The organism is Pseudomonas neuropathica, from assembly GCF_015461835.1.
Taxonomy (GTDB): domain Bacteria; phylum Pseudomonadota; class Gammaproteobacteria; order Pseudomonadales; family Pseudomonadaceae; genus Aquipseudomonas; species Aquipseudomonas neuropathica.
On the sequence record NZ_JACOPX010000007.1, the window covers coordinates 78,796 to 105,613 of the forward strand.

At 60.3% G+C, this 26,818-nt stretch carries 26 protein-coding genes and 1 riboswitch; of the genes, 20 read left to right on the plus strand and 6 right to left on the minus strand.

Annotation, left to right across the window (positions count from 1 at the left end):
• Positions 1 to 19 precede the first annotated feature (19 nt).
• From H8F23_RS11540 to H8F23_RS11555, 4 genes are all read left to right on the plus strand, one after another.
• On the plus strand, positions 20 to 1,093 hold the full coding sequence (locus H8F23_RS11540; protein ID WP_194934459.1) for an AI-2E family transporter: 1,074 nt from the start codon (positions 20 to 22) through the stop codon (positions 1,091 to 1,093).
• A gap of 205 nt (positions 1,094 to 1,298) precedes the next feature.
• Positions 1,299 to 2,003, plus strand: coding sequence for a DnaA regulatory inactivator Hda (hda, locus tag H8F23_RS11545; RefSeq protein WP_007919828.1), 705 nt, complete (start codon positions 1,299 to 1,301; stop codon positions 2,001 to 2,003).
• A 214-nt stretch (positions 2,004 to 2,217) separates the two neighbouring features.
• Complete coding sequence (locus tag H8F23_RS11550) at positions 2,218 to 2,835, plus strand: C40 family peptidase (RefSeq protein ID WP_007919826.1); 618 nt, start codon at positions 2,218 to 2,220, stop codon at positions 2,833 to 2,835.
• 219 nt (positions 2,836 to 3,054) lie between these two features.
• Positions 3,055 to 3,591 carry a C40 family peptidase gene (locus H8F23_RS11555; RefSeq protein WP_194934460.1) on the plus strand — a complete coding sequence of 179 codons (537 nt, stop codon included), beginning with the start codon at positions 3,055 to 3,057 and terminating at the stop codon, positions 3,589 to 3,591.
• A 134-nt stretch (positions 3,592 to 3,725) separates the two neighbouring features.
• Here H8F23_RS11555 and H8F23_RS11560 read toward each other — a convergent pair whose 3' ends face one another.
• Positions 3,726 to 5,039: a PQQ-dependent sugar dehydrogenase gene (locus tag H8F23_RS11560; protein WP_194934461.1), complete on the minus strand. Its 1,314-nt coding sequence runs from the start codon at positions 5,037 to 5,039 to the stop codon at positions 3,726 to 3,728.
• 66 nt (positions 5,040 to 5,105) lie between these two features.
• Positions 5,106 to 5,690, minus strand: a complete 585-nt coding sequence (locus H8F23_RS11565; protein ID WP_194934462.1) for a hypothetical protein — start codon at positions 5,688 to 5,690, stop codon at positions 5,106 to 5,108.
• Between the two features lie 163 nt (positions 5,691 to 5,853).
• Positions 5,854 to 6,079, plus strand: a riboswitch (cobalamin riboswitch).
• 80 nt (positions 6,080 to 6,159) lie between these two features.
• On the opposite strand from H8F23_RS11565, the gene cobO reads away from it, so the two are divergent.
• The 14 genes from cobO to H8F23_RS11630 all read left to right on the plus strand — a co-directional run bounded on the left by cobO (position 6,160) and on the right by H8F23_RS11630 (position 17,758).
• On the plus strand, positions 6,160 to 6,771 hold the full coding sequence (gene cobO / locus H8F23_RS11570) for a cob(I)yrinic acid a,c-diamide adenosyltransferase (RefSeq protein ID WP_194934463.1): 612 nt from the start codon (positions 6,160 to 6,162) through the stop codon (positions 6,769 to 6,771).
• On the plus strand, positions 6,768 to 8,117 hold the full coding sequence (locus H8F23_RS11575) for a cobyrinate a,c-diamide synthase (protein ID WP_194934464.1): 1,350 nt from the start codon (positions 6,768 to 6,770) through the stop codon (positions 8,115 to 8,117). Before cobO ends, H8F23_RS11575 begins: the two co-directional genes overlap by 4 nt.
• 47 nt (positions 8,118 to 8,164) lie before the next feature.
• Positions 8,165 to 8,815: a 5,6-dimethylbenzimidazole synthase gene (bluB, locus tag H8F23_RS11580; RefSeq protein WP_194934465.1), complete on the plus strand. Its 651-nt coding sequence runs from the start codon at positions 8,165 to 8,167 to the stop codon at positions 8,813 to 8,815.
• A complete protein-coding gene (gene cbiB, locus H8F23_RS11585; protein ID WP_194934466.1) occupies positions 8,812 to 9,720 on the plus strand; it encodes an adenosylcobinamide-phosphate synthase CbiB in 909 nt (302 codons plus the stop codon). The genes bluB and cbiB overlap by 4 nt, the downstream gene beginning before the upstream one ends.
• The gene (gene cobD, locus H8F23_RS11590) at positions 9,713 to 10,705 is read left to right on the plus strand and encodes a threonine-phosphate decarboxylase CobD (protein WP_194934467.1); all 993 of its coding nucleotides are present in this window, start codon (positions 9,713 to 9,715) and stop codon (positions 10,703 to 10,705) included. Before cbiB ends, cobD begins: the two co-directional genes overlap by 8 nt.
• The gene (locus tag H8F23_RS11595; RefSeq protein ID WP_194934468.1) at positions 10,702 to 12,153 is read left to right on the plus strand and encodes a cobyric acid synthase; all 1,452 of its coding nucleotides are present in this window, start codon (positions 10,702 to 10,704) and stop codon (positions 12,151 to 12,153) included. The genes cobD and H8F23_RS11595 overlap by 4 nt, the downstream gene beginning before the upstream one ends.
• Before the next feature lie 148 nt (positions 12,154 to 12,301).
• Positions 12,302 to 12,823: a bifunctional adenosylcobinamide kinase/adenosylcobinamide-phosphate guanylyltransferase gene (gene cobU / locus H8F23_RS11600; RefSeq protein ID WP_194934469.1), complete on the plus strand. Its 522-nt coding sequence runs from the start codon at positions 12,302 to 12,304 to the stop codon at positions 12,821 to 12,823.
• Positions 12,820 to 13,875 (plus strand): nicotinate-nucleotide--dimethylbenzimidazole phosphoribosyltransferase, encoded by a 1,056-nt coding sequence (gene cobT / locus H8F23_RS11605; RefSeq protein WP_194934470.1) that lies wholly within the window; start codon positions 12,820 to 12,822, stop codon positions 13,873 to 13,875. The genes cobU and cobT overlap by 4 nt, the downstream gene beginning before the upstream one ends.
• The gene (cobC, locus tag H8F23_RS11610) at positions 13,872 to 14,447 is read left to right on the plus strand and encodes an alpha-ribazole phosphatase family protein (protein WP_194934471.1); all 576 of its coding nucleotides are present in this window, start codon (positions 13,872 to 13,874) and stop codon (positions 14,445 to 14,447) included. Before cobT ends, cobC begins: the two co-directional genes overlap by 4 nt.
• A gap of 1 nt (position 14,448) precedes the next feature.
• Complete coding sequence (locus H8F23_RS11615) at positions 14,449 to 15,180, plus strand: adenosylcobinamide-GDP ribazoletransferase (protein WP_194934472.1); 732 nt, start codon at positions 14,449 to 14,451, stop codon at positions 15,178 to 15,180.
• 176 nt (positions 15,181 to 15,356) lie between these two features.
• Positions 15,357 to 15,761 carry a MarR family winged helix-turn-helix transcriptional regulator gene (locus H8F23_RS11620; RefSeq protein ID WP_007919794.1) on the plus strand — a complete coding sequence of 135 codons (405 nt, stop codon included), beginning with the start codon at positions 15,357 to 15,359 and terminating at the stop codon, positions 15,759 to 15,761.
• Positions 15,762 to 15,814: 53 nt separating this feature from the next.
• Positions 15,815 to 17,023, plus strand: a complete 1,209-nt coding sequence (locus tag H8F23_RS11625; protein WP_093440060.1) for an MFS transporter — start codon at positions 15,815 to 15,817, stop codon at positions 17,021 to 17,023.
• Positions 17,020 to 17,142: a hypothetical protein gene (locus H8F23_RS29035; RefSeq protein WP_256573964.1), complete on the plus strand. Its 123-nt coding sequence runs from the start codon at positions 17,020 to 17,022 to the stop codon at positions 17,140 to 17,142. The genes H8F23_RS11625 and H8F23_RS29035 overlap by 4 nt, the downstream gene beginning before the upstream one ends.
• A 55-nt stretch (positions 17,143 to 17,197) precedes the next feature.
• Positions 17,198 to 17,758: a glutathione peroxidase gene (locus H8F23_RS11630; RefSeq protein ID WP_194934473.1), complete on the plus strand. Its 561-nt coding sequence runs from the start codon at positions 17,198 to 17,200 to the stop codon at positions 17,756 to 17,758.
• 178 nt (positions 17,759 to 17,936) lie between these two features.
• Here the strand turns inward: H8F23_RS11630 and H8F23_RS11635 are convergent, their stop codons facing one another.
• The 3 genes from H8F23_RS11635 to H8F23_RS11645 form a co-directional block, all read right to left on the minus strand.
• Complete coding sequence (locus tag H8F23_RS11635; protein ID WP_194934474.1) at positions 17,937 to 19,208, minus strand: OmpP1/FadL family transporter; 1,272 nt, start codon at positions 19,206 to 19,208, stop codon at positions 17,937 to 17,939.
• A 146-nt stretch (positions 19,209 to 19,354) separates the two neighbouring features.
• Positions 19,355 to 19,837, minus strand: coding sequence for a hypothetical protein (locus H8F23_RS11640; protein ID WP_194934475.1), 483 nt, complete (start codon positions 19,835 to 19,837; stop codon positions 19,355 to 19,357).
• Positions 19,838 to 20,110: 273 nt separating this feature from the next.
• Entirely contained in the window at positions 20,111 to 20,335 is a 225-nt protein-coding gene (locus tag H8F23_RS11645) for a hypothetical protein (RefSeq protein WP_003214941.1), read from the minus strand.
• Between the two features lie 962 nt (positions 20,336 to 21,297).
• Between H8F23_RS11645 and H8F23_RS11650 the strand changes: the two genes are divergently transcribed.
• Both H8F23_RS11650 and rmuC read left to right on the plus strand, forming a co-directional pair.
• Positions 21,298 to 21,621: an SEL1-like repeat protein gene (locus tag H8F23_RS11650; protein ID WP_093440078.1), complete on the plus strand. Its 324-nt coding sequence runs from the start codon at positions 21,298 to 21,300 to the stop codon at positions 21,619 to 21,621.
• 175 nt (positions 21,622 to 21,796) lie between these two features.
• Positions 21,797 to 23,161 (plus strand): DNA recombination protein RmuC, encoded by a 1,365-nt coding sequence (gene rmuC, locus H8F23_RS11655; protein ID WP_194934590.1) that lies wholly within the window; start codon positions 21,797 to 21,799, stop codon positions 23,159 to 23,161.
• 107 nt (positions 23,162 to 23,268) lie between these two features.
• Here rmuC and H8F23_RS11660 read toward each other — a convergent pair whose 3' ends face one another.
• On the minus strand, positions 23,269 to 26,739 hold the full coding sequence (locus tag H8F23_RS11660; RefSeq protein ID WP_194934476.1) for a hybrid sensor histidine kinase/response regulator: 3,471 nt from the start codon (positions 26,737 to 26,739) through the stop codon (positions 23,269 to 23,271).
• Between the last annotated feature and the right edge of the window lie 79 nt (positions 26,740 to 26,818).

Below are 26,818 nucleotides of genomic sequence, written 5' to 3' on the forward strand. Positions count from 1 at the left end.
GAAGCAACAGGAGTGGTACATGGCCGATACGCGGCGTTGGTTCTGGCTCGGTGGGGTAGTCCTGCTTTGCGCGTTTGTCTGGTTGCTGCACCCGATCCTCACGCCGTTTCTGGTGGCGCTGCTGCTGGCTTATCTGTTCGATCCGTTGGTGGATCGCCTGGAGCGGCTTGGTTTGTCGCGCACTTGGGGCGTGATCGCAGTGTTTGCTCTGTTCACCTTGATCGTCACGGCACTGATGCTGGTGCTGGTGCCGATGCTCGCCAAGCAGTTGCTGCGTCTGTACGAACTGGCACCGCAGATGCTCGACTGGTTGCAGCACACAGCTGTGCCGTGGGCGCAGTCGAAGCTGGGGTTGTCGGACGGTTTCTGGAAGTTCGATAAGGTCAAGGCCGCGATCAGCGAGCACATGGGTCAGACCACCGACATTGTCGGCGTGGTGCTGAGTCAGGCAACGGCCTCCAGTCTGGCGTTGATCGGCTGGCTGGCCAATCTGGTGCTGATCCCGGTGGTGAGTTTCTACTTGCTGCGCGACTGGGACGTGATGATGGCCAAGATCCGCAGCCTGCTGCCGCGTGATCGTGAAGAGCGTGTAGTCGCGCTGGCTGGCGAATGTCATGAGGTGCTGGGCGCGTTCGTTCGTGGTCAGTTGCTGGTGATGCTGGCGCTGGGTGTGATTTATGCGGCAGGCCTGATGATTGTCGGTCTGGAACTGGGGCTGTTGATCGGCCTGATCGCGGGGCTGGCGGCGATCGTGCCATACATGGGCTTCGTGATCGGCATTGGCGCAGCGCTGATTGCCGGGTTGTTCCAGTTCGGCGGTGATCTGTACCCGATGGTCGGGATCGTCGCGGTGTTCATGGTTGGTCAGGCGCTTGAGGGCATGGTGTTGACCCCGTTGCTGGTGGGTGATCGTATTGGTCTGCACCCGGTGGCGGTGATCTTCGCGATTCTGGCTGGCGGCGAGCTGTTCGGTTTCACCGGTGTGCTGTTGGCCTTGCCGGTGGCGGCGGTGATCATGGTGCTGGTGCGCCATGTGCACGACTTGTACAAGGATTCCGAGATCTATAGCGGTGTGGACGAGCCGGAGTTGTAACGAGCAGGGCGGCCCGGCGATTAGCCGGGTTGGCCCGTGTCCTGCAGGCGCTGGCGCCAAAGAATCTGTCATAAAACCAGCGTGTTAACGCAAACCTTTGATTTTGCTTGGACTCTGTCGCATTGTGCGCTCAGCTTCACGGGTATAAACTTCGCAAACTTTACACAGAGGCCACTAACGGTTCCTTGAGAACTGTTCAGTCAGCATGAAACCGATTCAGCTGCCCCTAGGTGTGCGTCTGCGTGACGACGCCACCTTCATCAACTACTACCCAGGCGCCAATGCCGCTGCACTCGGCTATGTCGAGCGTCTATGCGAAGCCGACGCCGGCTGGACAGAAAGCCTGATCTACCTGTGGGGCAAACACGGCGTAGGGCGAACGCATCTGTTGCAGGCCGCGTGCTTGCGCTTCGAGCAGATGGGTGAACCGGCTGTGTATTTGCCGTTGGCCGAGTTGATGGACCGCGGCGTTGAAATCCTCGACAACCTCGAACAGTACGAACTGGTTTGCCTGGATGACTTGCAGGTGATTGCCGGCAAGGCTGACTGGGAAGAGGCGATGTTTCATCTGTTCAATCGTCTGCGTGACAGCGGTCGGCGCTTGCTGATTGCCGCCTCCACTTCTCCGCGTGAATTGCCGGTCAAACTGGCTGACTTGAAATCCCGCCTGACCCTGGCGCTGATTTTCCAGATGCGTCCGCTCTCCGATGAAGATAAATTGCGCGCCTTGCAATTGCGCGCGTCGCGTCGAGGTCTGCACCTGACTGACGAAGTCGGGCATTTTATTTTGACTCGCGGCACTCGCAGCATGAGTGCGCTGTTTGACTTGCTTGAACAGCTCGATCAGGCCTCGTTGCAGGCTCAGCGCAAGCTGACCATTCCCTTCCTGAAAGAAACGCTAGGCTGGTAACGGCGCGGCTTTCAGCGTGTTTCGGCATATTTCAGGCGCCAGAAAATCCGCTTTCCTGCACAGTGCGCAGGCCGCGTATCGGTTCAAATGGGCTTAAGCGCTTAGATGTAAACGAGAAACCGGGAAGTCACAAAAAGATCGATTGAATTTGCAAATGAGGCTGATAGCGGGCATAGTCTCGGCTTCTTTACAACTATCAGCCACGGTCGTGCCCATGCTAAAGCGCTTCGCACCCCTCGTGCCTCTCGCACTCGTCACCCTGTTGTACGGTTGCGCTGCTCATTCTCCAGTTCAAGAGCAGCCTCAACAGGTTAAAAATTCTGCCACGGCCCAGTCTTCGGTTATTTATCAGGAAGAGCTGGACACCGAAAAAGAACTTAACGAATTCAATGGCAAGAAGCCTTATCAGCTTCCTGTTTTGGCCGACAGCATCCTTGAACGCGGCATGTCCCTGATCGGTACCCGTTACCGTTTCGGCGGTACCTCTGAAGCCGGTTTCGATTGCAGCGGCTTCATCGGTTACCTGTTCCGCGAAGAAGCCGGCATGAACCTGCCACGCTCGACCCGCGAAATGATCAACGTTGATGCGCCGCTGGTCTCGCGCAGCAACCTTGAGCCGGGCGATCTGCTGTTCTTCGCCACCAACGGTCGTCGCGGTCGTGTCAGTCACGCCGGGATCTACCTCGGTGACAACCAGTTCATCCACTCCAGCAGTCGTCGCAGCGGCGGTGTTCGCATCGACAGCCTGGGTGACAGCTACTGGAGCAAGACCTTCATCGAAGCGAAACGCGCTCTGGCCAACGCTCCGACTGTAGTCACTGCTCGCAAGTAATCCCCCGTTGTCGCTGCGTTCGCGGCGACAATCAGGCTTCCGGTAACGGAGTAGACCTAGACTTTACAAGGTGAAGTTAAAGTCTTACTTGAAGTTTGCCGCGTAGCCGCTAGAATCCTGTATCTATATTGATGGCAAACCGCCTGCGTGCTCACGCAGGCGGTTTTGTTTTCTGTCCATCGGCAGAAAAAGCCGCAGCCAGATCAGGATGTTCTGCTTATGACGATGTCGGCCCGCCTCACGTTGATGTTCTTCGCAGCGCTGCTCAGCGCCTGCGCCAGTCGTACGCCGCCACCTGCGCCGGTGGTTCGCGCGCCGGTCGTATTCGGTCCTTCGCAAGCTTTCTCGCCGGCTGCTGAAGACGTGCTGTTTCGCGCGCTCGGCCTGGTGGGCACGCCGTATCGCTGGGGCGGCAACACGCCGGATTCGGGATTTGATTGCAGCGGGCTGATCGGGTTTGTCTACCGTGATGCGGCGGGTATTTCCCTGCCACGCTCCACGCGTGAGCTGATCGTCATGCAGGCGCCGAATGTCGGCAAGGAAGGCTTGCAGGCCGGCGACCTGATCTTCTTCGCCACCAATGGCGGCTCGCAGGTCAGTCATGCGGGGATTTACGTCGGGGAAGGGCGCTTCGTGCATGCACCGGCCACGGGCGGCACGGTGAAGCTGGACAGCCTGTCGAAGGCGTACTGGCAGAAAGCTTATCTGAGTGCCAAGCGGGTGTTGCAGCCGGAGCATCTGGCGCATAACCCGTAATTCAAGTTGCCCAAAAGCTAATGTGTAGGAGTGAGCCTGCTCGCGATGACGGTGTCACATTCAACATCTATGTTGAATGATCGACCGCTATCGCGAGCAGGCTCACTCCTACAGTTGTTTGTGCATGGCGAAAATTATTTGCTGGCCGACACCCGCCACACCTTATTGCCAACATCATCCGCCACCAGCAAACCACCTTGCTGATCGATCACCACGCCTACCGGCCGACCCAAAGCATTCTCGTCCTTGTCGAGGAACCCGGTCAGCACATCCACCGGTTTGCCGCTCGGCTTGCCGCCGGTAAACGGCACGAAAATCACTTTGTAGCCACTGTGCGGTTTGCGGTTCCATGAGCCGTGCTGGCCGATGAACGCGCCTTCCTTGAACTGCGCGGGCAAGGCGTTGCCCTCGGCAAAACTCAAGCCCAGCGAGGCGGTGTGTGGCCCGACCGCGTAATCCGGGGCGATGGCCTTGGCCACCAGGTCGGGGTTTTGCGGCGAAACGCGGACATCGACATGCTGACCGTAGTAACTGAACGGCCAGCCATAGAATCCGCCGTCCTTCACTGAAGTGATGTAGTCCGGCACCAGATCGCTGCCGATCTCGTCGCGCTCGTTGACCGCTGTCCACAACGCGCCACTGGTAGGCTCCCACGCCAGGCCGTTGGGGTTGCGGATGCCTGAGGCAAAGATCCGGTGATTGCCTGTCGCCCGATCAACTTCCCAGATCGCCGCGCGACCTTCTTCCTTGTCCAGGCCATTTTCGCCGACGTTGCTGTTCGAACCTACGGTGACGTACAGCTTGCTGCCGTCCTTGCTGGCAATGACGTTTTTGGTCCAGTGGTGATTCAGTGTCCCGCCCGGCAGATCGACAACCTTGATTGGCTGCGACTTGATCTCGGTCGCGCCGGGTTCGTAGTTGAAGCGCAGCAGGCGATCGGTATCGGCGACGTACAGATCGTTGCCGACCAGGGTCATGCCGAACGGCGAGTTGAGGTTCTGCAGAAACACCGTGCGGGTCTCGGCGACGCCATCATGATCGGCGTCACGCAGCAAGGTGATGCGGTTCGGACTCGGCACGCCAGCGCCGGCCTTGCCCATGACCTTCTTCATCACCCAGCCACGAATGCCACTGCTGTCATCAGGCTTCGGCGGGGCATTGGTTTCCGCCACGAGCACATCGCCGTTGGGCAGCACATAGAGCCAGCGCGGATGATCGAGGCCTTCGGCGAATGCCGCGACCTGGGTGCCAGCCGCCGCAGTCGGTTTGCCGCCCTCGGGCCAGCCGATCGCCGGGGCGATGTTCACCGTCGGGATCAGGGTCTTGTTTGGTTCGGGCAGTTTTGGTGACGGGCCGGTGCCGTCGGTGACTTGCAGGCTGGAGGATTCACCGCAGGCGGCGAGACCTCCGGCGAAGGCGATGACAAAAACGAGCTGGGGCTTGCGCATTGCTGATCTTCCCTATGAATGCATTCCTAATCATAGAGGAGGGCGCAAGCCCGATGGTTCAACTGCTCAGCCGCGGGCTTCCTTGAACAGCACGGCGATGCCCGGGTGATAGTTGCCGGCTTCGCTGCGCAATTTGCGGTAGGCGTAGGGGAAATACCAGGCGACGGCGCAGGTGTGTTCCTTTTGCAGATCGTCGACCATGTCCTGCAGCTCTTCGGGGCTGGCGCTGTGCTGGGCTTTCTGCGGGGCGACAAACAGGCAGCCGAGCTTGAGGTCGCTGGCGTAGCTGATGCGTTTGGCGTCGTTGGTGATGTCCAGCAGCGCTTGGGTCAGATTGAGATTCGTGACCCGTGGCCAGCGTTGCGTGGCCTGAATGAAGGCGCGATCTTCGGCGCCGGCGAGGAACAGGTCGGCGCGGGCATTGCGTTCGCCTTCTTCGTTCTGCTTGCGCGTGGCGGTGTCGTTCAGCGTGACCAGCTCGGCCATCCAGGCTGCGGCCGAGAGCAATCCGAGATTGGCTTTCTCGTCATGCCAGTAAGGGGTGTCGCTGTCGCCGCGCACGGCGTTGTAGCGGTCGATACAGTCAAACCAGCGTTCAAGCACCGGGCGCAGGAATTCCAGGCGCGGGTTGCTGATGATCATGCCTTGCATCGTCATCATCCTTTATTGTTGTCGTGGGCTTTTCGAGAAAAGCATGGCTCTTTGATATCATTTGTATCAGTGTGGCACAAGATTGGCGTCAGATAATTGATCGACGGCAGTTATTCGCCCGATGGCCCCCTCTTTAATTGACGCTCCACCCCCAACCCTCTAACCTTCGCGGCTTGTTTCAGGTGCTCTGTGACCTGCGTCGACAGAGTGAAACAGGGAAGCCGGTGAGGGTTGTCTTCAAGCGAAGAAACACCACGATCCCGGCGCTGCCCCCGCAACGGTAAATGAGTGAAAACTGCGTCGAATGCCACTGCTCAACAGCGGGAAGGCGCGCAGTCAGGCATGCGCCGCTCATGAGCCCGGAGACCGGCCTGATCCATCCAGCGGCATCACGGTGGGCGATGCCAGGCTTTTTGCCGTCTATTCTTGTGCCTGCCCGCCGTTATCCAGCCCCAACGGAGAGCTCCCCATGACTGATTCCCCCGAGCGCGACGAACGCCATCTGGCGCGTATGCAGCGCAAAAAAGCCGTGATCGACGAACGCATCGCCAACTCGCCCGACGAGTGCGGTCTGGTGCTGGTGCTGACCGGCAACGGCAAAGGCAAAAGCAGCTCGGCGTTCGGCATGCTCGCCCGTGCCATGGGCCACGGCATGCAGTGCGGCGTGGTGCAGTTCATCAAGGGCCGTAACAGCACCGGTGAGGAGTTGTTCTTCCGGCGCTTCCCCGAGCAAGTGCGCTTCCACGTGATGGGCGAAGGTTTCACTTGGGAAACCCAGGATCGTCAGCGCGACATCGCCGCCGCCGAAGCCGCGTGGGCGGTTTCCCGCGAATTGCTGCGTGATCCGTCGATCGGTCTGGTGGTGCTCGACGAATTGAACATCGCCCTCAAGCACGGCTACCTCGATCTCGATCAGGTGCTCAGCGATCTGCAGGCGCGTCCGCCGATGCAGCATGTGATCATCACCGGTCGTGCAGCCAAGCCGGAAATGATCGAGATGGGTGATACGGTCACCGAAATGGGCATGCTCAAACACGCCTTCCAGGCCGGCATCAAAGCGCAGAAAGGCGTCGAACTTTGAATCAACCACGTCACTGCCCGGCGGTACTCATCGCCGCGCCGGCCTCCGGTCAGGGCAAGACCACCGTCACCGCCGCGCTCGCCCGTTTGCATCGCAATCAGGGGCGCAAGGTGCGCGTGTTCAAATGCGGGCCGGACTTTCTCGATCCGATGATTCTCGAGCGCGCCAGCGGTGCGCCGGTGTATCAACTGGACATGTGGATGGTCGGCGAGCAGGAAAGTCGTCGTCTGTTGTGGGAAGCCGCCGCCGAGGCGGACCTGATTCTGATTGAAGGTGTGATGGGCCTGTTTGATGGCACACCCTCCAGCGCCGATCTGGCGCGGCATTTTGGTGTACCGGTGCTCGGGGTGATTGACGGCACAGCCATGGCGCAGACTTTTGGTGCGTTGGCGCTCGGTTTGGCGAAATACCAGCCGGACCTGCCGTTTGCTGGCGTGCTGGCCAACCGTGTCGGCACCTTGCGCCATGCGCAATTGCTCGAAGGCAGCCTCACCGAAGGTCTGCGCTGGTATGGCGCGTTGTCCCGCGAGACCGGCATCGAACTGCCAAGTCGTCATCTCGGCCTGGTCCAGGCCAGCGAACTGAATGATCTGGATGTGCGTCTCGACGCCGCCGCCGACGCATTGGCCAGCAGTTGCGAGGTAGCGCTGCCACCGGCCGTGGAGTTTGCCGCACCGGACGTGATCGCTGTCGAGCCGTTGCTGAAGAATGTGCGGATTGCCGTCGCCCGTGATGAAGCGTTTGCTTTCACCTACGGCGCGAGTCTCGATCTGTTGCGGGCGATGGGCGCCGAGTTGAGTTTCTTCTCGCCGATCCGCGACTCGCAATTGCCTGCGGCGGATAGCCTGTATTTGCCCGGTGGGTATCCGGAACTGCACCACGTTGCGTTGTCGCAGAACACCGCGATGTGTGAGGCGATTCGCGCGCATCATGCGGCGGGTAAGCCGTTGCTCGCCGAGTGTGGCGGGATGCTGTATCTGCTGGATTCGTTGACTGACGTTGAAGGCACCCGCGCTGAATTGGTCGGGCTGCTTAAGGGCGATGCGGTGATGCAAAAGCGTCTGGCGGCGCTGGCGTTGCAAGCGGTGGATCTGCCGGAAGGTTCGCTGCGTGGGCACACTTATCATCATTCGTTGACGACGACTGAGTTGACGCCGATTGCCCGTGGCTTGAGCCCGAATGGTGGGCGCGGTGCCGAGGCGGTTTATCGGGAAGGGCGGATGACGGCGTCGTATGTGCATTTCTATTTCCCGTCGAATCCGACTGCGATTGCTGCATTGTTTGCGCCAGACCGTGAGGCCGCCTTCGCGAGCAAGCTCGCTCCCACAGGGGATCGTGTTTCTTGAGCAAGCACCCCGTCCAATGTGGGAGCGAGCTTGCTCGCGAAGAGGCCATGACCGACAACGCATTCTCCGAAGCCGAGCGCCAAGCGGTTTACCGTGCCATTGCCGAACGCCGCGACATGCGCCACTTCACTGGCGGCTCCGTGGAACCGGAGTTGTTGCGCCGACTACTGGAAGCCGCCCACCAGGCCCCAAGCGTCGGCCTGATGCAGCCATGGCGTTTCATCCGCATCAGCGACCGCAGCCTGCGCGGGCAGATCCAGAATCTGGTGGAAGAAGAACGCATCCGCACAGCCGAAGCCCTCGGCGAGCGCAGTGACGAGTTCATGAAGCTCAAGGTCGAAGGCATCAATGATTGCGCCGAAGTGCTGGTCGCCGCGTTGATGGATGATCGCGAAAAGCACATTTTCGGTCGCCGTACATTGCCGGAAATGGACATGGCCTCACTGTCCTGCGCGATCCAGAATCTGTGGCTGGCCTCGCGCGCCGAAGGTCTGGGCATGGGCTGGGTCTCGCTGTTCGAGCCGCAAGCGTTGGCGGATCTGCTGAAGCTGCCCGAGGGTGCCAAGCCACTGGCGGTTTTATGCCTGGGCCCGGTCAAGGAATTCTATCCGGCGCCGATGCTGGTACTCGAAGGATGGGCGCAGGCGCGGCCGCTCAATGAGCTGCTGTACGAAAATTATTGGGGAGTGAGTCAATGAGTGTGGCGTTGTTGAGTGTCGCCGCAGTGGCGCTGGATGCGCTGTTGGGTGAACCGAAACGCTGGCATCCGCTGGTGGCGTTCGGCAATTTCGCCGGGCGCATCGAGCAACGCTTCAACGCCGGTGGCCGGGGTTGGCGCAGCCATGGGGTCACTGCGTGGGTGATCGCGGTGCTGCCGCTGACCTTGCTCGCCACGGCGTTTTCCTGGGCGCCATACGTGGGCTGGATCGTCGAGATTCTCGCGCTGTATTGCGCCCTCGGCATGCGCAGCCTCGGTGAGCATGTCGCGCCGGTCGCCGCCGCGTTGCGCGCGGATGATCTGGACGAGGCGCGCAAGCGTGTCGGCTATCTGGTCAGCCGTCAGACCGATGAACTCGACAGCACCGCCGTCGCCCGCGCCGCCACTGAGTCGGTGCTGGAAAACGGCAGTGATGCGGTGTTTGCCGCACTGTTCTGGTTTGTCGTGGCCGGTGCACCCGGCGTGGTTCTTTATCGTCTGAGCAACACGCTGGATGCGATGTGGGGCTATCGCAACGAACGCTTCGAACGCTTCGGTTGGGCGGCGGCAAAAATCGACGACGTGTTGAACTACATTCCTGCGCGTCTGGTGGCATTGACGTACGCGCTGCTGGGTAAAACCCGACTCGCGCTGAAGTGCTGGCGCACCCAGGCGCCGAAGTGGGACAGCCCCAACGCTGGCCCGGTGATGGCTGCCGGGGCGGGTGCCTTGGGCGTGGAACTCGGTGGCCCGGCGATCTATCACGGCGAACTGCATGAGCGCCCGCAACTCGGCGAAGGCGCTCCAGCGGATGCCGATTCCATCGATCGCGGCTGGCAATTGGTCCAGCGCGGGGTATGGTTATGGCTGCTGATTCTCTGCGTGGGGGCTGAATTCTATGCTTGAGCACGGTGGCCGGCTGCGCAAGGCTGCACACGATTACGGCATTGCCGAGGCGGACTGGCTCGACCTGTCCAGCGGCCTCGCGCCGTGGCCATTTCCGATCCCGGAAATCCCGCTGCGCGCCTGGGCGCGCTTGCCGGAAACCGATGACGGCCTGGAGCAAGCTGCGTGCGATTACTACGGTGCCGCGCAAGTGCTGCCGGTGGCCGGATCGCAGATGGCCATCCAGTTGCTGCCGCGTTTGCGCCGGGCCGGCAAGGTCGGCGTGTTGTCGCCGTGTTATGCCGAGCACGCCGAAGCCTGGCGCCGCAGTGGTTACATCGTGCGCGAAGTGCTGGAGCAGGAAGTCGAATTCTTTCTCGACAGCCTCGACGTGCTGGTAGTGGTCAACCCTAACAACCCGACCGGCCTGAGCCTGACCCCGGCACGATTGCTCGACTGGCACGCGCGGCTCGCCCGGCGTGGTGGCTGGCTGGTGGTCGATGAAGCTTTCATGGACAACACGCCACAACTGAGCCTGGCCCCGCATGCCCATCAAGTCGGGCTGATTGTGCTGCGCTCGTTCGGCAAGTTTTTCGGTTTGGCCGGGGTGCGTCTGGGCTTTGTCCTGGCCGAACGCAAGTTGCTCAAACTGCTCGCTGAACAAGTCGGGCCATGGGCGGTGAGCGGGCCAACTCGAGTGCTGGGCCAGGCATGCCTGCAAGACACCGAAGGTCACACCCGCCAACGGATTCGCAGCGATGAGGCCAGCGAACGATTGGCAACGCTGCTTGAACGCTACGGCTTCAAGCCCCAGGGCGGTTGCGCGCTGTTCCAGTGGCTGATCACCGAGCATGCCGAAACGCTGCACGCATTCATGGCCCGTCGCGGCATCCTCCTGCGCATTTTTACCCACAACAGCAGTCTGCGTTTTGGTCTGCCCGCCGATGCGACTGAAGAGACGCGCCTCGAACAGGCTTTGATAGCCTTCACCAAGGATCACCCATGACCACCCTGATGGTGCAAGGCACCACTTCCGACGCCGGCAAAAGCACACTGGTGACGGCGTTGTGCCGCTGGGCAACTCGTCAGGGCGTGGCGGTCGTACCGTTCAAGCCGCAGAACATGGCGCTCAACAGTGCCGTGACCGCTGATGGCGGTGAGATTGGCCGCGCGCAAGCGGTGCAGGCGCAAGCATCGAAGCTTGAGCCGCACACCGACATGAATCCGGTGCTGCTCAAGCCGAACAGTGACACTGGCGCGCAAGTGATCATCCATGGTCGTGCCGTCACCACGATGAACGCGGTTGCCTACCACGACTACAAAGCCATCGCGATGCAAGCCGTGCTGGCCTCGCATGAACGACTCAGTGCCGCGTATCCGCTGGTGATGGTCGAAGGCGCGGGCTCACCGGCCGAGATCAATCTGCGTGCCGGTGATATCGCCAACATGGGTTTTGCCGAAGCGGTGGATTGCCCGGTGTTGCTGATTGCCGACATCAATCGCGGCGGGGTTTTTGCCCATCTGGTCGGCACCCTCGAACTGCTGTCGCCGAGCGAGCAGGCACGGGTCAAAGGCTTCATCATCAATCGTTTTCGCGGCGACATCGCCTTGCTGCAACCGGGCCTCGACTGGCTCGAACAGCGCACCGGCAAACCGGTGGTGGGCGTGTTGCCCTACGTGATGGATCTGCATCTGGAAGCCGAGGACGGCATTGATCAGCGCCAGACCGACAAAGCCGAACAAGTGCTGAAAGTGGTGGTGCCGGTGCTGCCACGCATCAGCAATCACACAGACTTCGATCCGCTGCGCTTGCATCCGCAGGTTGATCTGCAATTCGTCGGGCCGGGGCAGGCGATTCCTGCTGCCGATCTGATCATCCTGCCGGGCTCGAAAAGCGTGCGCAGCGATCTGGCTTATTTACGTGCCAATGGCTGGGATACCGCGATCAATCGGCATCTGCGTTACGGCGGCAAGGTGCTGGGAATTTGCGGTGGTCTGCAGATGCTCGGTCAGCAAGTGCATGATCCGCTTGGCCTCGAAGGTGCGCCGGGTACGAGTGCCGGTTTGGGTTTGCTGGCGTTCGACACCATGCTTGAAGCCGAGAAGCAGTTGCGCAATGTGCGTGGGCGGTTGGCGCTGGAAGATGCCGAAGTCAGTGGCTATGAAATCCATGCTGGCGTGACCAGCGGACCGGCATTGGAAAACGCTGCGGTGCATCTGGATGACGGTCGTTGCGACGGCGCGCAGAGTGTTGATGGGCAGGTGTTTGGCACGTATCTGCATGGCTTGTTCGAGTCGCCGACGGCGAGTGCAGCGTTGCTGCGCTGGGCCGGGTTGAGCGATGTGCAGGAGGTGGATTATCACGGCTTGCGCGAACGCGATATCGAGCGGCTGGCGGATCTGGTGGAGAAGCATCTGGATACTGATCTGTTGCGTCGGCTCTGTGGGATTTGAATTGCCTGTGCTGGCCTCTTCGCGAGCAAGCTCGCTCCCACAATTGCCCGGTTGGTCATGAATTCTGCTTGCACCCCATAACCCTGTGGGAGCGAGCTTGCTCGCGAAGGGGCCAATTGCCTCAACACATCACTCTGTGGATAAACCCATGCTCCAACTGATCCTCGGCGGCGCCCGCTCCGGCAAAAGTCGTCTGGCCGAAAAACTCGCCAGCGACAGCAACCTCTCGGTCACCTACATCGCCACCAGCCAACCGCTGGACGGTGAAATGAGCGACCGCGTCGCCCATCACCGCGCGCGTCGTCCCGCCGAATGGGCACTTATTGAAGAACCCTTGGAACTGGCTCGCGTCCTGCGCGAAAGCGCCAGCGCCGAGCGTTGCCTGCTGGTCGATTGCCTGACCCTGTGGCTGACCAACTTGCTGATGCTCGATGACGCCGAACGCCTCGCCGCCGAGCGCGAAGCTTTGCTCGACTGCCTGGCAGCCTTGCCGGGTGAAATCATTTTTGTCAGCAACGAGACCGGAATGGGTGTCGTGCCGCTGGGCGAATTGACTCGCCGCTACGTCGATGAAGCCGGTTGGCTGCATCAAGCTCTGGCTGAGCGCTGTCAGCGTGTTGTCCTGACTGTCGCCGGCCTGCCCCTGACTCTGAAAGGACCTGCGTTATGACTCAAGCCTGGTGGCTGAACCCGTGTAAACCGGTCGATCTGAACGTCGTTGAACAAGCGACGGCGCGGCAACAGCAACTGACCAAACCGGCAGGTTCGCTGGGGCGTCTGGAATCGGTTGCGGTGCAACTGGCCGGTCTGCAAGGCCAGGTCAAACCGACGCTGGCGCAAGTGTGGATCGCAATTTTTGCCGGTGATCACGGCGTAGTCGCTGAAGGTGTTTCGGCGTTCCCGCAGGAAGTCACCGGGCAGATGTTGCTCAACTTTGTCAGCGGCGGTGCGGCGATCAGTGTGTTGGCGCGGCAGCTCGGTGCGCAGCTGGAAGTGGTTGATCTGGGCACGGTGAATCCAGCGCTGAACCTGGCGGGTGTACGTCACTTGAACATCGGTCCGGGCACGGCCAACTTTGTGCAGGGCGCGGCGATGACTCAGGCTCAAGGCGAGCTGGCGTTGCAGGCCGGTCGCGACAGTCTGCTGCGGGCGAAAGCCGCAGGCGCACAGTTGTTCATCGGTGGCGAAATGGGCATCGGCAACACCACCGCCGCCAGCGCCTTGGCCTGTGCCTTGCTCGATTGCCCGGTGGTGCATCTGACCGGCCCCGGCACCGGGCTGAATGCCGAAGGTGTCAGCCATAAAGCGCAAGTAATCGAGCGCGCATTGGTGTTGCACGCCGCGCAACGTGGCGATGCCTTGCAGACCCTGTTCAATCTTGGTGGTTTTGAAATCGCGGCGCTGGTCGGTGCGTATCTGGCGGCGGCTCAAGAAGGCGTTGCAGTATTGGTCGACGGCTTTATCTGCACGGTCGCTGCGCTGGTTGCGGTGCGCTTGAATCCGGACTGCCGCGAGTGGTTGTTGTTCGGTCACCGGGGCGCCGAGCCGGGTCATCGCCATGTGCTGGAAACGCTGAAAGCTGAGCCGTTGCTGGAACTTGGTCTGCGTCTGGGTGAGGGCAGTGGCGCCGCGTTGGCGGTGCCGCTGTTGCGTCTTGCCTGCGATCTGCACGGGCAGATGGCGACGTTCGCCGAAGCGGCGGTGGCGGATCGTCCGGCATGACCCTGCAACTGGATCTGTTGCGTCATGGTGAAACTGAACTCGGCGGTGGTTTGCGCGGCAGCCTCGACGATGCGCTGACCGAACAGGGTTGGGCGCAGATGCGTGCGGCGGTAGTCGAAGGCGGGCCGTGGCAGCGGATTGTCAGTTCGCCGTTGCAGCGTTGTGCGCGCTTCGCCGCCGAACTGGGCGACCAGCTGAACCTTCCGGTGCAGCTGGACAAGGATCTGCAGGAGCTGCATTTCGGCGCATGGGAAGGGCAGAGCGCAGCGGCGTTGATGGAAACGGACGCCGAGGCCTTGGGGCTGTTCTGGGCTGATCCGTATTCCTTTACTCCACCGCAAGGTGAGCCGGTCAGCGCGTTTTCCTCGCGAGTGTTGGCAGCGGTTGCGCGCCTGCACACTGCATATGCCGGTGAGCGGATTTTGCTAATCAGTCATGGCGGCGTGATGCGTCTGCTGTTGGCGCAAGCGCGAGGGCTGCCACGCGAACAACTGCTCAATGTCGAGGTCGGGCATGGCGCAATGTTTGCGCTGACGGTCGAGGTTGACGGTTCACTCAAGGAAGGTCCCTGACATGTTGCCGCTGTGGATCGCCCTGCAATTTCTCAGTAGCCTGCCGATTCGCCTGCCGGGGATGCCCGAGCCGGAACAGCTTGGGCGATCGCTGCTGTTTTATCCGCTGGTGGGGCTGTTGTTCGGGCTGATCCTGTGGGCGCTGAATCTTGCCTTGAGCGGCGCGCCGTTGCTGCTGCATGCGGCGTTGCTGCTGACGGTTTGGGTGGTGCTCAGCGGCGCACTTCACCTGGATGGTCTGGCCGACAGCGCCGATGCCTGGCTCGGCGGTTTTGGTGATCGCGAGCGTACGTTGACGATCATGAAAGACCCGCGCAGCGGGCCGATTGCGGTAGTGACGCTGGTGCTGGTGTTGCTGCTCAAGTTTGCTGCACTGCTGGCGCTGATCGAGCAAGGGCATGGGCTGGTGTTGATCATTGTGCCGCTGCTCGGGCGGGCGGCGCTGTTGGGGTTGTTTCTGACGACGCCGTATGTACGTGCGGGTGGGTTGGGGCAGGCGTTGGCGGATCATTTGCCGCGCAAGGCCGGGTGGCGGGTACTGGGCTTGAGTGCGCTGGGCTGCGTGTTGATCGCCGGGTTTGGCGCCGTTGTTGCGTTGGTGATTTCGGTCGTTGTGTTTGTCTGGCTGCGGCAAGTGATGATGCGGCGGTTGGGCGGGACGACGGGTGATACGGCGGGGGCGTTGCTGGAATTGCTGGAGATGGTGGTGTTGGTTGGATGGGTTTTGGTCTGAGAGATTGTCGCTGGATGTGCTGGCCCCATCGCGAGCAGGCTCACTCCTGGAATTTGAAATGCATTCACCTGTAGGAGTGAGCCTGCTCGCGATAGCGGTGTGTCAGGCGCAACAAATGTTATGGGTAAACTCATCTGTAACTTGATTTAACATAGTCGCGGGTATATACACGCATCATGCTTCCTTCTCAGTGTTTGTGCACCAACCTGCGTCGCGCCGCTCGTGGCGTCAGCAGGCATTACGACGGCGCTCTCGACGGCTTCGGAATCAACGTTGCCCAGTATTCTTTGCTGTGCAATCTGCAGCGTCTGGATCAACCGAGCATTTCCGAACTCGCCGAGGCGATGGGTCTGGACCGCAGCACCCTCGGACGCAATCTACGGGTGCTGGAAGGTGAGGGGCTGGTGGCGCTGGCCGAAGGCGAGGACATGCGCAACCGCATCGTCAAACTCACCGAGACCGGCGTGCAACGCCTGGCAGCGGCACTGCCGGCCTGGGAAGCAGCGCAGCAGCGGCTGATCGACCGACTGGGCGCCGAGAAGCGTGAAACCTTGCTCAGATTGCTGGATGAACTGGCCTGAGGCCGGTTTTTTCCAAACTCAAGCGGGTATATACCCGCAAGCGGAGAATAACAATGACATCGATGTGGCGTACGTGCGGTTGGGTGTTGCTGGGGAGTGCGCTGATCCTGGCGTTGTCATTGGGCGTGCGGCACGGTTTCGGTCTGTTCCTGTCACCGATGAGTGCGCAATTCGGCTGGGGGCGTGAGGTATTTGCTTTCGCGATCGCCCTGCAGAACCTGATCTGGGGTCTGGCGCAACCGTTTACCGGTGCATTGGCTGACCGCTTCGGCGCGGCAAAAGTGGTGCTCGTCGGAGGGGTGCTCTACGCGGTGGGTCTGGTGTGCATGGGCCTGTCTGATTCGGCGGTGACGCTATCGCTGAGCGCCGGCCTGCTGATCGGCATTGGTCTGTCCGGCACCTCGTTCTCGGTGATCCTCGGCGTCGTCGGCCGCGCGGTGCCGCCGGAAAAACGCAGCATGGGTATGGGGATTGCCAGTGCTGCCGGTTCTTTCGGCCAGTTCGCCATGTTGCCGGGTACCCTCGGCTTGATTGGCTGGCTCGGCTGGTCGGCGGCGTTGTTGGTATTGGGCTTGCTGGTGGCGCTGATCGTGCCGCTGGTGAGTATGCTCAAGGACAAGCCGTTGCCGGTGCTCGGCCATGAACAAACCTTGTCCGAGGCCCTGCGCGAAGCCTGTTCGCATTCGGGTTTCTGGTTGTTGGCGTTCGGCTTTTTTGTCTGCGGTTTTCAGGTCGTGTTCATTGGTGTGCACTTGCCGGCCTATCTGGTCGATCAGCATCTGCCGGCCAGTGTTGGCACCACGGTGCTGGCATTGATCGGGCTGTTCAATATCTTCGGCACCTACACCGCCGGCTGGCTCGGCGGACGCATGTCCAAGCCGCGCTTGCTCACCGCGTTGTATCTGCTGCGCGCAGTGGTGATCGTGTTGTTCCTGTGGCTGCCGGTGACGACCACGTCGGCGTACCTGTTTGGCATGGCCATGGGTTTCCTGTGGCTGTCGACGGTGCCGTTGACCAACGGTACGGTGGCGACCTTGTTCGGGGTGCGAAACCTGTCCATGCTCGGTGGCATCGTGTTCCTCTTCCATCAGTTGGGATCGTTCCTCGGCGGCTGGCTGGGCGGGGTGGTGTATGACCGAACCGGGAGTTATGACTTGATCTGGCAAGTGGCGGTTCTGCTGAGCCTGCTGGCAGCCGCGCTGAACTGGCCGGTGCGTGAGCGTCCAGTCGCACGCCTGCAAGCCGCAGCGAGCGCCGCATGAGCCGATTCTGGCGACGATTGGCCATCACGGCACTCGGCGCCGCTGTGCTGGCGCTGGTGTGGTGGGGCTGGCAGCAGGGCGGCCTGGCCTTGATGCAGTTGGGCATGAGCATTTGCTAGAAGCGGGCATGACGAGTAACGTCGAATCCTGAACGACTGCTCAAGGATGCTCGACATGCTGATGCGCTGGTGTGCTGTTCCCGCGTTGCTGATGGCGTTGACTGGTCTGGCCCAGGCCGCTGACTGTCCCGAATTGTTGCAAGGCTCGCTGCCCAAGTTGCGCGCCAAGGAATCCATTGACCTGTGCAAGCAGTACGCCGACAAACCGTTAGTGGTGGTCAACACCGCAAGCTTCTGCGGTTTCGCGCCGCAATTCGAAGGTCTTGAGGCGCTGCATAAGCGCTACGAAGGGCAAGGTTTGCAAATGCTCGGGGTGCCTTCCAACGACTTCAAACAGGAGTCCAAGGACAGCGCCGAGACTGCCAAGGTCTGCTACGCCAACTATGGCGTGACGTTCAATATGACCGAGCCGCAAAAGGTTCGTGGTGATGACGCTACGCATCTGTTCCAGGTGCTGGCCGCACAGAGCAGCGCGCCGAAGTGGAATTTCTACAAGTATGTGGTCGATCGCCAGGGCAAGGTGATCGCCAATTTCTCCAGTCTGACCAAGCCGGATGATCCGGAATTTATTGCCGCAATCGAGAAGGCTATCGCCTCGAAACCCCTGAAGCCCTGATCTGTAGGGGTTGCGGCACGCTGAGATCTTTTGATTTTAAAAAACAGATCAAAAGATCGCAGCCTCGTTGCACTCGACAGCTCCTACAGGTCGCACAAATTTCAGGCACTAAAAAGCCCCGCCTCTGCAAAGAGAGCGGGGCTTTTTGTGGGCGAGGGATCAGCCTCGCCACACAGCATCAGAAGCGGTAAGTCGCGCCGACACCGAAACCGTTTGCCGAGTTTTCATACTTGGCATCGTAGGTCTGGCCACGGTTGTTTTCGTTGCGGATCTTGACCGACTCTTCCTTCAGGTACGAGTAAGCGACGTCGATGGTCAGGTCGTCGGTCGGGCTCCAGCCGGCACCGATACTGAAGATGGTGCGGTCGCCAGTCGGAATGCGTGGCGAACGGTCTTCGTTATTGGTCGGCGACTGGTCGAACGTCAGGCCGGTACGCAGTACCCATTCCTTGTTCAGCTGGTACGAAGTACCCACGGCGTAAGCCCAGGAGTCGTGCCAGTTCTGGTCTTCGTTGATCGAACCGAACTGGCCGGCCAGCAGCGGCTGCACACCGGAGTTCTTGACGGTGATTTTTTCCAGCTGGCTCCAACGGGTCCAGGTGGTACCGGCATACACGTTCCAGCGGTCGTTGATCGCCTGGGTAACCGAGAGGTCGACCGATTCAGGCGTGGTGATCTTCAGCGAAGCGTCGTACTTCTGGTTGGCACCCAGACCGATCGCGCCGAGCACACCGTAGTTGACCTTGGTGTTGCCTTCGAGCTTGTAGTCGACTTTCGAGTGGTAGGTCAGACCGACACGAGTGGTGTCGGTGGCTTGCACCAGCAGGCCGACGTTGTAGCCCAGTGCGGTGTCGTCACCCTTGATCTTGACCTTGCCGTCCGGGAACGCCGGAGAGATCGACAGGTTGGACTCCAGCGAGCCGTCGATGCGGTTGATGGTTGGGCCGAAACCGATCGACACCTTGTCGTTGAAGGCGTAGCTGACGGTTGGCTGGAAGGTGATCACTTGTACTTCGGACTTGCTGCCAAAGTAACGGCCGGCAAAGCCGTTTTCATAATCAGTGATCAGGCCGAATGGCACATAAACGCCAAGGCCGAATGCCCAGTGATCATCAATCGGTTTGACGTAGAAGCCCATAGGTACAGCGGTGAAGGGCACCATGTCGCCTTTGTTGCTGCCGCCGTTGGGGCTGGAAGTGGCATTGCTGATATCGGTGTGAGCATCGACAACGGCTACGCCACCGGTCACTTGTTCGCGCTTGATGCGCGACATGCCGGCAGGGTTGCCATAAACAGTGCTTGCGTCGTCGGCAGAAGAAGATCGCCCGGCAAAACCAGTCCCCATCCCGCTGATGCTTTGTTCGTTGAGGGCAAAGCCGGCCGCGAAAATTTGGGTGGAGGCGAGGGTAACGGCGAGGCTAAGGGTGGTTTTGAGCATGACTTTTTTCATTATTAGAACTCCTGATGATCACCGGGGCGAAAATTACCAACATTTTCGTCCCAGCGCTATAGTCCGTATGCCTTGAGTTAGAGCGGTTTTGTAGGACAATCCGACCAGAATCGCGACCTGTTGGGCGATCTTCTGAAACCGGTCGGTCAGCAAGCGACCTGATTCACCGGTGAAACACAGGTGTGCCAGGCGTAAGTGAAGTCGCGCAGACGACCTTGGGGTTGAAAGGTCTGACGCCAGATACGCGCCATTCCCAGCAAATCGTTGGAGTCGGGGAGGGTGGGGTTTTGTTCTTCTACCAGCAACCAGGCAATGGCCGTGGCGTAGCGCAGATTGACCGTCAGTTCCAGGTGCGGACCGGTCAGAAAAGCATGCTGACTGGCGAGGCCGCGAACCAGGCTGGCACGTTCCGGATCGAGCGCCAGATAGTCATCCCAAAGGGCCTGGTGGCGATGCTCGGCGATACGGTAGAGGCCGTGGCCACGGCGGTCATGCAGGGCGGAACCCAGGGCAGACTGGCTGGCGGCGATGCCCAGCAGCAGAGATTCGGCAGTTGCGCTGTGACGTCCCAGATAAATCAGCGTAGGACGGATCACGTAGCGACACAGTTCGCTGGCAGCGATACCCATAAAACCCTCGGTTCTTGTTATTAATGGCGAGTCCTGAAGGGGGCTTGGCAGCTGTGGATCGGTTCAGGCTCGCCGCAAGCGGATCACGCCGCTTGAGTTGAAGTGTAGTGTCATATTCGCGACGTAAAGGCCTGTTTTTAAAATATTTCCCGCTGCGGGGAATATCCGTTATATCCGATGGTGCTTAGCCGCTGAGGGGTAAAAACGAAACATCAGGCAATAAAAAACCCCGCATTGTGTGCGGGGCTTTTGCTTTTGCAGCCTGTTCGGCTCTCAGGCAACCAGTGCCTGACGGGTACGATCGATCACGGCCTGCAGCGGTTCAGCGCTGGAGTACTGATCGGGGTACAGACGCTCGCTGTGGCGGGCGATACCGTGTTCGTTGACCAGTGTGAAGCTGAAGCAGCCTTTGCGAGCGGCCATGATCAGGCAGTTCATTGGTGCAAAAGCATTGGTTAGGGTGCGAATGGCATCCTGAGTATGGATTTGAGTAGACATAGTTATTAGGTGTTCCTACAAATGACACGGATAAGAACCGTGCAACGTTAAAACGTTCCAGTAACGTCGACCACCATTGGTCGAACGAAGAACCCGACTGGAACAAAGCAGCCAGTTTGAAGCGCTGTTAAGTTGGCGCGCTTGGGCTGGCAGGTAGGTACTTAGGAGGGCAGGCAGCACAACGAGGGCAAAGGTTCTGGGCCCGGGGTGAAGATCCTGATCAATTTGCAGGTTGGTTCGGTCAGAGTAAGTGTTCTTCGCAACACCCTTCACGTCATTGGAAGGCTGTGTTGTCGCAAGATTTACCTGGAAACCATCGAGGGGTCGTTCCCGCTTTTTTCGGTAGGGCTTCTTGGTAGAAGGCTGACCGTGGGGATGTGTTCGACCGGAATTGACTTTCAGCTTGGTACTAACGCCGCGGATACTAACGGATCGAAACGGGTAAAGCAAACTTCGAGTAGAAAAACATTGCAGAGGCCGATTGAGTCTGCTTTGGGGGGCGCAGAATTGCCCGCATTTGGCGCAGCGATTGACCGTCGGTCGGTGAAGATTTGTTCATCAAACCGCGTGCCAGGCCGGTTTATCCCCAGACTGGTTAGCAAAACGACCCGAAAAAGCGCATCGATATAACCGGGTAACAGGTACTTGTGCACATTAGTTGCGCAAGCTGTAACGGCACTGTCATACCAATCCTGACTCCACTGGCTGCCTGCATCGAAAGTTTAAGTCAATGAAAAACATCGCTTTTTTTTGTTGGTGAAAAAATCGTCAGTTTGACTGCGAGCCCCATTCCATAAGGCTTTGCGACGGTTGGAGGGCGGTTGTCCACTGAGTTATCCACAGCTTCTGTGGATTGTCCCGAGCGCTTGCTCTAGGACGGGCGTGCCGGGTTGTTTTTCGACTTTACCTGTAAGAAAAAGAGAGTAGAGTGGCGCGCCTTCCGATTCGTCCCACAGTGCTTTATGAAGTTTCGCTCAGTATCAGACTCTGTTACCTCACAACCTTCTCCTGTTACCCCGCCCAAGCGATTTTCTGTTCGCGTCGCAGAATGGCTGCTCGACAGCCCGCGCCTGAGCGACAGTCATAATGCCAAGCACATCGCAGGGCGCCTGCTCAAACAACCGGCGCGTGAAGGCGTGGTCGCTGCGCAAAGCCGTCTCGGTCAGTTGATGTGCCGTGAGTGCGGTAACGCTCGGGATCGTCGCATCGGTCAGGATCTGCTGCGTCAGGCCGCTCGTGCCGGTGACCGTCGTGCGCAACAGGAACTCGGTCTGCTCGAAGACTGAGCTGTCCAAGACCTGACACCTTGGTTAACCTTCAAGCTTTATAAGATCGGCGGGAGTGGCTATGGCTATGGACTTGACCAGCGTATTGCTGGGGCTTGCAGGGGCGGGATTGCCACTGCTGGCGCTGGCCTGGCAACTGCAACGCCGGGCGAGTAACGGCCAGGCCGAGGTCGCCTTGCTCGAAGAGCGGCTGAGCATGGCGCAACTTGCGCAGGACGGACTCAACGCGCAGCTCGACGCCAGTCGTGATGAAGTCGCCGATCTCGGCCAGGCCAACGCCGCCAAGCAAGCTGACCTGGCGGCGCTGCGCCGTGAAGTCGAGTTGCTGCAGATTGAGCGTGATGACGCCCGCGATGCCTCCCACGCCTGGAACCTCGAACGCGCGAACAAGGAAGCTGAGCTGCGCCGTCTCGACGCACAAGCCGCTTCACTGAACGCCGAACTGCGCGAGCAACAGGAAAGCCACCAGCAACGCCTCAACGACCTGCAAGGCTCGCGCGATGAACTGCGTGCGCAGTTTGCCGAACTGGCCGGGAAGATCTTCGATGAGCGCGAGCAGCGCTTTGCCGAGACCAGTCAGCAGCGGCTCGGGCAGTTGCTTGATCCGCTCAAGGAGCGCATCCAGTCCTTCGAAAAACGGGTGGAAGAAAGTTATCAGGCCGAGGCCCGCGAGCGCTTCTCGCTGGCCAAGGAACTGGAACGCTTGCAGGCGCTCAATCTGCGCCTGAGCGACGAAGCCACCAACCTCACCCGCGCCCTCAAAGGCCAGAAAACCCAAGGCAACTGGGGCGAGCTGATTCTTGAGCGTGTGCTCGAACACGCCGGTCTGGAGAAGGGCCGCGAGTATCAGACCCAAGTTAACCTCAAAGGCCCGGATGGCGAGCGCTTCCAGCCTGACGTGATCATTTACCTGCCGGGCGACAAGCAAGTGGTGGTGGACTCCAAGGTGAGTCTCACCGCCTATCAGCAGTACGTGGCTGCCGACGACGACACCCTCGGGCAGATCGCGATCAAGCAGCATGTATTGTCGTTGCGCAATCACGTCAAAGGCCTGGCCGGCAAGGATTACAAACGTCTTGAAGGCCTGCACAGCCTCGATTTCGTTTTGCTGTTCGTGCCGATCGAGGCCGCATTTTCGGCAGCCTTGCAGGCTGAGCCAGCGCTGTTTCAGGAAGCCTTCGACCGCAACATCGTGATCGTCAGCCCGACCACCTTGCTGGCGACGTTGCGCGTGATCGACAGTCTGTGGAAGCAGGAGCGCCAGAGCCAGAACGCCCGGGAAATCGCCGAGCGCGCCGGGTGGCTGTACGACAAGTTCGTGCTGTTCATTCAGGATCTGGATGAGGTCGGCAATCGCCTGCAGCAGTTGGACAAAGCCTACAGCTCCGCGCGCAACAAGCTGACAGAAGGACGCGGTAATCTGGTCAGTCGCAGTGAGCAGCTGAAATTGCTCGGCGCCCGGGCGAGCAAGAGCTTGCCGGCGGATTTGCTGGAGCGGGCGATGACCGATGTCGATGGTCTCGTCGAACTCCCCGAGTGACGCAAAAGCTTCGTCGGATCGCCGCCCGGAGCAAGCTCGCTCCCACAGGAATCACCTAAACCTTGTGGGAGCGAGCTTGCTCGCGAAGGCGTCAGCACGGTCAACACCTACAGCGGCAAATACCGACTCAACAACGCCCGCAACGCCGCCGGTTTCACCGGTTTCGGCAGATAATCCAGCCCCGCTGCATGCACCTGCGCAACCATCTCCGGTCGCCCGTCAGCACTGATCACCACGCCTGGCACCGGCTCGCCCAGGCGGGTGCGCAACCACGCCATCAGCTCAGTGCCGGTGTCGCCGTGATCGAGGTGATAGTCGACCAGCGCCAGTTGCGGCCGCACGCCTTCACTCAGCAGCGCCGCACATTCCTCACGATTGCGCGCGGTCCACACCTGACAGCCCCAACGGCTCAACAGGCTGTTCATGCCGATCAGAATGCTGTCTTCATTGTCGATGCACAGCACCTGTGCGCCGCTCAACAACTTGCCATTCAATTCGACGGCAGCGCTGGCTGGCACGGCTTGTGAGCGAGCCAACGGCACGCTGACACTGAACACACTGCCGCGTCCCGGCCACGAACGCACTCGCAAGGTGTGGCCGAGCACCCGGCACAAACCATCGGCAATTGCCAAACCCAGGCCCAGGCCTTTTTCGGCACGGGTCTGATGACTGTCGAGGCGTTTGAATTCTTCGAAAATCACTTGCTGTTTATCTTCCGGAATCCCCGGCCCGCGATCCCAAACCTCCAGGCACAGCTCGCCGCCACGTCGACGCACACCGAGCAACACCGGACCCTTGGCATAACGGAAGGCGTTGGTGAGGAAGTTCTGCAAAATCCTGCGCAACAATTTGATGTCGCTGTCGATACGCAAATGACTGCCGCGCACACGGAAGGTCAGGCCTTGTTCCTGCGCCAGTGCCTTGAACTCGGCACCGAGAGTGTCGAACAGCTCATTGACCGCAAACGGCTTGCGATCGGGGTTGATCTTGCCGTTTTCCAGTCGGGAAATATCCAACAGATCGCTGATCAGATCCTCGGCCGAGCGCAACGAACTGTCGAGGTGCTGCACCAGTTTCTGCGCCTCGCTGCTCAAACCGTCGTCCTGATGGGAGAGGGCGGCGGAGAACAGCCGGGCGGCGTTCAGCGGTTGCATCAAGTCGTGACTGACCGCTGCAAGGAAACGGGTTTTCGACTGGTTGGCGGCTTCGGCGGTGCCCTTCGCCTCGGTCAGCGCGACGTTGAGTTGCGACAGTTCCTGAGTGCGTTCGCTGACCCGTTGTTCCAGCCCTTCATTGGCTTCGGTCAGTGCCTGCTCGGCTTCGCGGAACGCGGTGATGTCGGTGAAACTCATGACGAAACCGCCCCCCGGCATCGGGTTGCCGATCAGCTCGATCACCCGGCCGTTGGGGAACAGCCGTTCAGAGGTGTGCGCGCGGCCCTGACGCATCCAGTGCAAGCGGCGGGCAACGTGGACTTCCGCTTCGCCGGGGCCGCACAAGCCGCGCTCGGCGTTGTAGCGAATGATGTCGGCAATCGGCCGGCCGACGCTGATCAGACCATCCGGGTAATTGAACAACTCCAGATAGCGCCGGTTCCAGGCCACCAGTTTCAGTGACTGGTCGACCACGCTGATGCCTTGGGTGATGTTCTCGATCGCACCCTGCAGCAAGGCACGGTTGAACTGCAGCACCTCGGAGGCTTCGTCGGCGATGCGGACGACGTCCTCCAACTGCATTTCCCGACCTTCGATGGCGGCTTTTACTACAGCACGCGTCGAAGAAGCGCCGAGCACACCGGCCAACAACCGCTCGGTATGGGCGATCCATTCGCCGTCGGCATTCTGGTTGGGGTTGAAGCCTTTGCCTTGGCGATAGGCGAAGCGAATGAAGCTCTGGCGCGCACGTTCCTCACCGACAAAACGCGCGGCCAATTGCAGCAAGTCGTCGATTTGCACCGCCAGCATCGAGCGTGCGCTCGGCCGCGCACTGATCTCCTGACCGATGAAACGTCCGGCCTGCCAGTGTTCCGATACGCGGGTACGCGACAGCACCGAAACCCAGGCGAACAGGGTGAAGTTGCCGGCCAGCGACAGCACTACGCCTTGGGTCAGCGGGCTAATCGGCAGATTCAGCGGATTGCTGTGCAACCATGCCAGCCCTGGAAAACTGCTTAACGACCAGCCGAGGCTGTGCGCGGCGATCGGCAGGATCAAGGTGTAGAACCACAGGAAAGTACCGGCGGCCAAACCGGCGAAAACGCCGCGACGGTTGGCCTGTTTCCAGTACAGCGCACCGAGCATGGCGGGCGCCAATTGGGTCACGGCAGCGAACGCGATCTGGCCGATGGTCGCCAGGCTTGCGGTCGAGCCGAGCAAGCGATAGCTGACGTAGGCCAGCAATAGAATCACGACGATGCTGACGCGGCGTACCGAGAGCATCCATTGGCGGAACACTTCGAACGGGCGCTCGGCGTTATTGCGCCGCAGCAGCCATGGCAACAGCATGTCGTTGGAGACCATGGTCGACAACGCCACACTGGCGACAATCACCATGCCGGTCGCCGCCGACGCGCCACCGATAAACGCCAGCATCGCCAGCGCCGGATGGGCCTGCGCCAATGGCAGGCTGATCACGAAGGAGTCGGGCAGCACATCGCGTGGCAACAGCATCTGACCAGCGAGTGCGATCGGCACGACAAACAGCGCGGCCAAAGCCAGATAGGCCGGAAACACCCATTTGGCCAGGCGCAGATCCTGCGGGTCGATGTTCTCAACCACCGTGACGTGGAACTGCCGGGGCAGGCAGATGATCGCCATCATCGCCACACCGGTCTGGACCACCATCGACGGCCAGTTGATGGTTTCTTTCCAGTATTCCTCGAGACGCGGGGCGAGCATGGCCTGGTTGAACAGATCATCGAAACCGTCATACAGGCCATAAGTGACGAAGGCGCCGACGGCGAGAAAGGCGAACAGTTTGACCAGCGATTCGAAAGCAATCGCCAGCACCATGCCACGGTGGTGTTCGGTGGCATCGAGGTTGCGCGTGCCGAAGACAATGGTGAACAGCGCCAGCACCAGCGACACGATCAGCGCGGTGTCCTGGGCGCGGGTGCCCATGGCGTCAGCACCGGCGCCGATCAGCAGGTTCACGCCGAGGACGATGCCTTTGAGTTGCAGGGCGATATAGGGGAGAACGCCGACCAGGCAGATCAGCGCCACGACCACCGCCAGCGATTGCGATTTGCCGTAGCGCGCGGCGATAAAGTCAGCGATGGAGGTGATGTTCTCCTGTTTGCTGATCATCACCATTTTCTGCAGAACCCACGGCGCGCCGACCAGCAGCAGGATCGGCCCGAGGTAAATCGGCAGGAATGACCACAATTGCTCGGCGGCTTGACCGACAGCGCCGAAGAACGTCCAGCTGGTGCAATAAACCGCCAGCGAGAGGCTGTACACCCAGGCACGCATGCGCGGCGGCAACGGCGCGCTGCGGCGGTCGCCGTAGAAGGCGATGGCGAACATGATGGCCATATAGGCCAGGGCGACGGCGGCGATCAGCCCGGTGGACAGCGACATGCAACACTCCTGACAAAAGACTCCCCGGCACTCCTGCCCGGGCGGACAGTCTCGCATGCGCGGGGCGGTTAGTCAGTGT

What these genes read in the sequence shown, in the direction of transcription:
- H8F23_RS11660 (WP_194934476.1), bottom strand. Translation starts at nt 26,739, where the DNA reads ATGTCGCTGTCCACCGGGCTGATCGCCGCCGTCGCCCTGGCCTATATG.
- cobU (WP_194934469.1), top strand. Translation starts at nt 12,302, where the DNA reads ATGCTCCAACTGATCCTCGGCGGCGCCCGCTCCGGCAAAAGTCGTCTG.
- cbiB (WP_194934466.1), top strand. Translation starts at nt 8,812, where the DNA reads ATGAGTGTGGCGTTGTTGAGTGTCGCCGCAGTGGCGCTGGATGCGCTG.
- cobO (WP_194934463.1), top strand. Translation starts at nt 6,160, where the DNA reads ATGACTGATTCCCCCGAGCGCGACGAACGCCATCTGGCGCGTATGCAG.
- bluB (WP_194934465.1), top strand. Translation starts at nt 8,165, where the DNA reads ATGACCGACAACGCATTCTCCGAAGCCGAGCGCCAAGCGGTTTACCGT.
- H8F23_RS11550 (WP_007919826.1), top strand. Translation starts at nt 2,218, where the DNA reads ATGCTAAAGCGCTTCGCACCCCTCGTGCCTCTCGCACTCGTCACCCTG.
- H8F23_RS11595 (WP_194934468.1), top strand. Translation starts at nt 10,702, where the DNA reads ATGACCACCCTGATGGTGCAAGGCACCACTTCCGACGCCGGCAAAAGC.
- H8F23_RS29035 (WP_256573964.1), top strand. Translation starts at nt 17,020, where the DNA reads ATGAGCCGATTCTGGCGACGATTGGCCATCACGGCACTCGGCGCCGCT.
- cobD (WP_194934467.1), top strand. Translation starts at nt 9,713, where the DNA reads ATGCTTGAGCACGGTGGCCGGCTGCGCAAGGCTGCACACGATTACGGC.
- H8F23_RS11540 (WP_194934459.1), top strand. Translation starts at nt 20, where the DNA reads ATGGCCGATACGCGGCGTTGGTTCTGGCTCGGTGGGGTAGTCCTGCTT.
- hda (WP_007919828.1), top strand. Translation starts at nt 1,299, where the DNA reads ATGAAACCGATTCAGCTGCCCCTAGGTGTGCGTCTGCGTGACGACGCC.
- H8F23_RS11630 (WP_194934473.1), top strand. Translation starts at nt 17,198, where the DNA reads ATGCTGATGCGCTGGTGTGCTGTTCCCGCGTTGCTGATGGCGTTGACT.
- cobT (WP_194934470.1), top strand. Translation starts at nt 12,820, where the DNA reads ATGACTCAAGCCTGGTGGCTGAACCCGTGTAAACCGGTCGATCTGAAC.
- H8F23_RS11635 (WP_194934474.1), bottom strand. Translation starts at nt 19,208, where the DNA reads ATGAAAAAAGTCATGCTCAAAACCACCCTTAGCCTCGCCGTTACCCTC.
- H8F23_RS11650 (WP_093440078.1), top strand. Translation starts at nt 21,298, where the DNA reads ATGAAGTTTCGCTCAGTATCAGACTCTGTTACCTCACAACCTTCTCCT.
- H8F23_RS11615 (WP_194934472.1), top strand. Translation starts at nt 14,449, where the DNA reads ATGTTGCCGCTGTGGATCGCCCTGCAATTTCTCAGTAGCCTGCCGATT.
- H8F23_RS11640 (WP_194934475.1), bottom strand. Translation starts at nt 19,837, where the DNA reads ATGGGTATCGCTGCCAGCGAACTGTGTCGCTACGTGATCCGTCCTACG.
- H8F23_RS11620 (WP_007919794.1), top strand. Translation starts at nt 15,357, where the DNA reads ATGCTTCCTTCTCAGTGTTTGTGCACCAACCTGCGTCGCGCCGCTCGT.
- H8F23_RS11645 (WP_003214941.1), bottom strand. Translation starts at nt 20,335, where the DNA reads ATGTCTACTCAAATCCATACTCAGGATGCCATTCGCACCCTAACCAAT.
- H8F23_RS11555 (WP_194934460.1), top strand. Translation starts at nt 3,055, where the DNA reads ATGACGATGTCGGCCCGCCTCACGTTGATGTTCTTCGCAGCGCTGCTC.
- H8F23_RS11560 (WP_194934461.1), bottom strand. Translation starts at nt 5,039, where the DNA reads ATGCGCAAGCCCCAGCTCGTTTTTGTCATCGCCTTCGCCGGAGGTCTC.
- H8F23_RS11565 (WP_194934462.1), bottom strand. Translation starts at nt 5,690, where the DNA reads ATGCAAGGCATGATCATCAGCAACCCGCGCCTGGAATTCCTGCGCCCG.
- H8F23_RS11625 (WP_093440060.1), top strand. Translation starts at nt 15,815, where the DNA reads ATGACATCGATGTGGCGTACGTGCGGTTGGGTGTTGCTGGGGAGTGCG.
- cobC (WP_194934471.1), top strand. Translation starts at nt 13,872, where the DNA reads ATGACCCTGCAACTGGATCTGTTGCGTCATGGTGAAACTGAACTCGGC.